At 53.1% G+C, this 3,285-nt stretch carries 5 protein-coding genes; all 5 read left to right on the forward strand.

Annotated elements, in window-relative coordinates:
• The first annotated feature begins 50 nt into the window (after positions 1–50).
• The 5 genes from ACML7B_RS07595 to ACML7B_RS07615 are packed head-to-tail and all read left to right on the forward strand — an operon-like array spanning position 51 to position 3,048.
• On the forward strand, positions 51–176 hold the full coding sequence (locus tag ACML7B_RS07595) for a hypothetical protein (protein ID WP_418540364.1): 126 nt from the start codon (positions 51–53) through the stop codon (positions 174–176).
• A 6-nt stretch (positions 177–182) separates the two neighbouring features.
• Positions 183–962 (forward strand): SDR family NAD(P)-dependent oxidoreductase, encoded by a 780-nt coding sequence (locus ACML7B_RS07600; RefSeq protein WP_346708315.1) that lies wholly within the window; start codon positions 183–185, stop codon positions 960–962.
• Positions 952–1,527: a hypothetical protein gene (locus tag ACML7B_RS07605; RefSeq protein WP_346708316.1), complete on the forward strand. Its 576-nt coding sequence runs from the start codon at positions 952–954 to the stop codon at positions 1,525–1,527. The genes ACML7B_RS07600 and ACML7B_RS07605 overlap by 11 nt, the downstream gene beginning before the upstream one ends.
• A 4-nt stretch (positions 1,528–1,531) precedes the next feature.
• Positions 1,532–2,542: an RluA family pseudouridine synthase gene (locus ACML7B_RS07610; protein WP_418540360.1), complete on the forward strand. Its 1,011-nt coding sequence runs from the start codon at positions 1,532–1,534 to the stop codon at positions 2,540–2,542.
• Positions 2,500–3,048, forward strand: a complete 549-nt coding sequence (locus ACML7B_RS07615) for a Holliday junction resolvase RecU (RefSeq protein ID WP_418540362.1) — start codon at positions 2,500–2,502, stop codon at positions 3,046–3,048. Before ACML7B_RS07610 ends, ACML7B_RS07615 begins: the two co-directional genes overlap by 43 nt.
• Positions 3,049–3,285 lie beyond the last annotated feature (237 nt).

Here is a 3,285-nt window from a genome sequence, read left to right on the forward strand (position 1 = left end):
AGAACTATGAGCTGGTCCGGGAAGCCCTGGAGAAAGCGGGAAGAGAGGATTTGATCGGATACGGGAAACATTGCCTGATCCGGCCCCGCAGGCAGGAGAAAGCTTCTTTCCAGGAAGGATATAAAAAGAAGAGGAAGACCATCCGCAATGTTCATAAAAAGAAGACAGGGAGATGACAGACTATGCGTATCGCTATTGTGACCGGCGCTTCTTCCGGGATCGGACGGGAGTTCGCGCGCCAGATCCCCAGGCTCTACCGGAACCTGGACGAGCTCTGGGTGGTGGCAAGAAGGACTGACCGCTTAAAGGAGCTGGAACGGGAGCTGGGACTTCCCCTCCGGATCTTTGACGGAGATCTTAACCGGGATTATATCTGTGAGAAGATGGAAAAAGAATGCCTCCGGCAATCCCCGGATATCCGGATGTTGGTAAATGCAGCCGGATACGGGAAGGTGGGTCCGGTGGATAAGGAATGTGAGGAGCAGCTTGGGCAGATCGACTTAAACTGCCGCAGCCTGACCCGGATGATCCAGCTTTGCCTTCCCTACATGGGACGGGGGAGCCGGATCCTTAATGTGGCTTCCGCCGCAGCCTTTTGTCCCCAGCCGGGATTCGCCGTCTATGCGGCCACCAAGGCCTATGTGTACAGCCTGTCCCTTGCCCTTGGCGAGGAGCTGAAAGAGCAGGGGATCCTGGTCACTGTGCTGTGTCCCGGACCAGTGGACACCGAGTTTTTCAACCGGTCCGGTCCGCTTCCCGGAAAGCTGCGGGGCGCTGCAAGAGCCACTGCTTATCGGGTGGTAAGACAGGGGCTTCTTGATGCGGTTCGGGGCAGAAGAGTCTCTGTGTACGGGAACTGGATGAAAGCGGCCCGCCTGGGAGCAAAGCTGGTCCCGGGCAGGATCTGTGCCGCGTTTTTAAGAAAAATCAATCAGTCAGGAGTAGAAGAACATGAGAATTGAAAAAGGACAGCCTGGATATCTGAACGCCCAGAAGGTAAAATATCTGATCTGGGCCCTGGGGGAATTTATTGTAGTGGTGGGCCTGGTGGTGCTTGGATACATACAGACAGGTTCAAAACTGAATCTTTTTACCGTGGCGGCGGTGGTGTGCTGTCTTCCGGCGGCCAAGATGCTGGTGGAATTCATCACCATGGCGCCTCACAAAAGCATTGAACCGGAGAAGGCTGCAGAAATCCGGGAGAAGGGTTCTCTGTTGACCCAGGTATACGATCTGATCATCACCGGAGATGAAAAGGTGATGCCGGTGGATGTATTTGTGATCTCCGGCCACACGGTGTGCGGCTACACCAAAAGCCCCAGGACGGACGAGGCGAAAGCCTCCCGCTATCTCAAAGAGATGCTGTCAAAGTACAAATGCGACAAGGTGACGGTGAAGATCTTTCACGATTACACCGCATTTATCACCCGGGTGGAGGGGATGAACAATATCGCTTCCGTGGATCATCCGGAAAACAGAAAACGAGAGAGGAAGATCCGGCGTCTGATCCTCAGCACGTCGATGTGAGATTATGACAGAAGTGACGATCCGGGAAAACGAGGCGGGACAGCGTCTGGATAAATTCCTGAAGAAATACCTGTCCCAGGCGCCGGGAAGTTTTCTCTACAAAATGCTGCGCAAAAAGAATATCGTGCTGAACGGGAAGAAGGCCACCGGAAGCGAAAAGTTAAAGACCGGGGACCAGGTCCGGTTCTTCCTTGCGAAGGAAACCCTGGACAAATTCAAAGGCCAGACCCCGGAAGAGGTCAGGTGGCAGGGAGCGTCTCCGGAGATCCTCTATGAGGATTCTCAGGTGCTGTTCCTGAACAAACCTTCCGGAATGCTGTCCCAGCGGGCTAAGAAGGAGGACCTTTCCGTGGTGGAATATGTGATCTGGTACTTAAGGAACAGTGGACAGATCACAGGTGAGGATCTTCTCACCTTCCATCCTTCTGTCTGCAACCGGCTGGACCGCAACACCAGCGGGATTATCGGGGCAGGAAAGACACTGGCAGGGCTACAGGCATTGACAGAAGTCTTTCGAGAGCGTAGTATTAAAAAGTACTACCTATGTATCGCCAAGGGGATGATTCGTGAAGGAGCCCACATCAAAGGGTATCTCAGGAAGGACGAAGACCGGAACAAGGTGGTCATCCATTCCGGTCCCTGTCCGGAAGCTTCCTTTATTGAGACAGAGTATTTCCCCCTTCTTTCCAATCAGGAGATGACCCTTCTGAAAGTCCATCTGATCACCGGGCGCGCCCATCAGATCCGGGCCCACTTAAGTGCGGAGGGACATCCCATCCTGGGGGATTATAAATACGGGAATAAGACCTGGAATGATCACTATAAGAAGACCCGTGGGATCCAGGACCAGATGCTCCACGCCTGGCAGCTTCAGATGCCGCAAACACTTTCAGGAGCGCTGGAGGGGATAGCCGGGCGAAAGATCACGGCGCCTCTTCCGGAGGTATTTGCCGAACTGATAAAGGAGACGACATGGGAACATGGAATTCCAGAGGCCTCAGAGGTTCTGCCTTAGAGGATATGATCAACCGGACAAATGAACGCTATCAGGAGAAAGGGCTGGCGCTGATCCAGAAGATCCCCACCCCCATCACACCGGTGCGTATTGACAAGGAGCACCGTCACATCACACTGGCTTATTTTGACCAGCGAAGTACGGTGGACTACATTGGCGCCATCCAGGGACTGCCGGTGTGCTTTGACGCAAAGGAGTGTGTGGCGGATACCTTCCCGCTTCAGAACATCCATGCCCATCAGGTGCAGTTTATGGAGAATTTTGAGAAACAGGGGGGCATCGCATTTCTCATTATCTACTATACCGCACGGAACATTTTGTACTATATGCGGTTTCAGGAGGTGCAGTCCTTCTGGAAGCGGGCAGAAGAGGGCGGCCGGAAAAGCTTCCGCTTTGAGGAACTGGATCCCCGGTTCTTTCTGGAACTTCAGGGCGGGATCTACGTCCCTTATCTGGACGCTATCAACCAGGATCTTAGCCTGCGGGAAGAACTTGACAAGGAGTAGAAAAATCCGTATAATTCAAGAAGGTTTTAACGTGGTAGCACGCTAAAGTGACGGCATTTGACAGGAGGACCTATGAAAAAAATACTGCATACCCCGGAGGGCGTCCGGGATATCTATAATGTGGAGTGCGGCAAGAAGCTTGCCCTGGAAGGAAGGATCAAAAAGACCTTCCATCTCTACGGCTATCATGATATCCAGACCCCTACCTTCGAATATTTTGACGTGTTCCGCAAAGAG

This window comes from Massilistercora timonensis, from assembly GCF_048354975.1.
Taxonomy (GTDB): Bacteria; Bacillota; Clostridia; order Lachnospirales; family Lachnospiraceae; genus Massilistercora; species Massilistercora timonensis.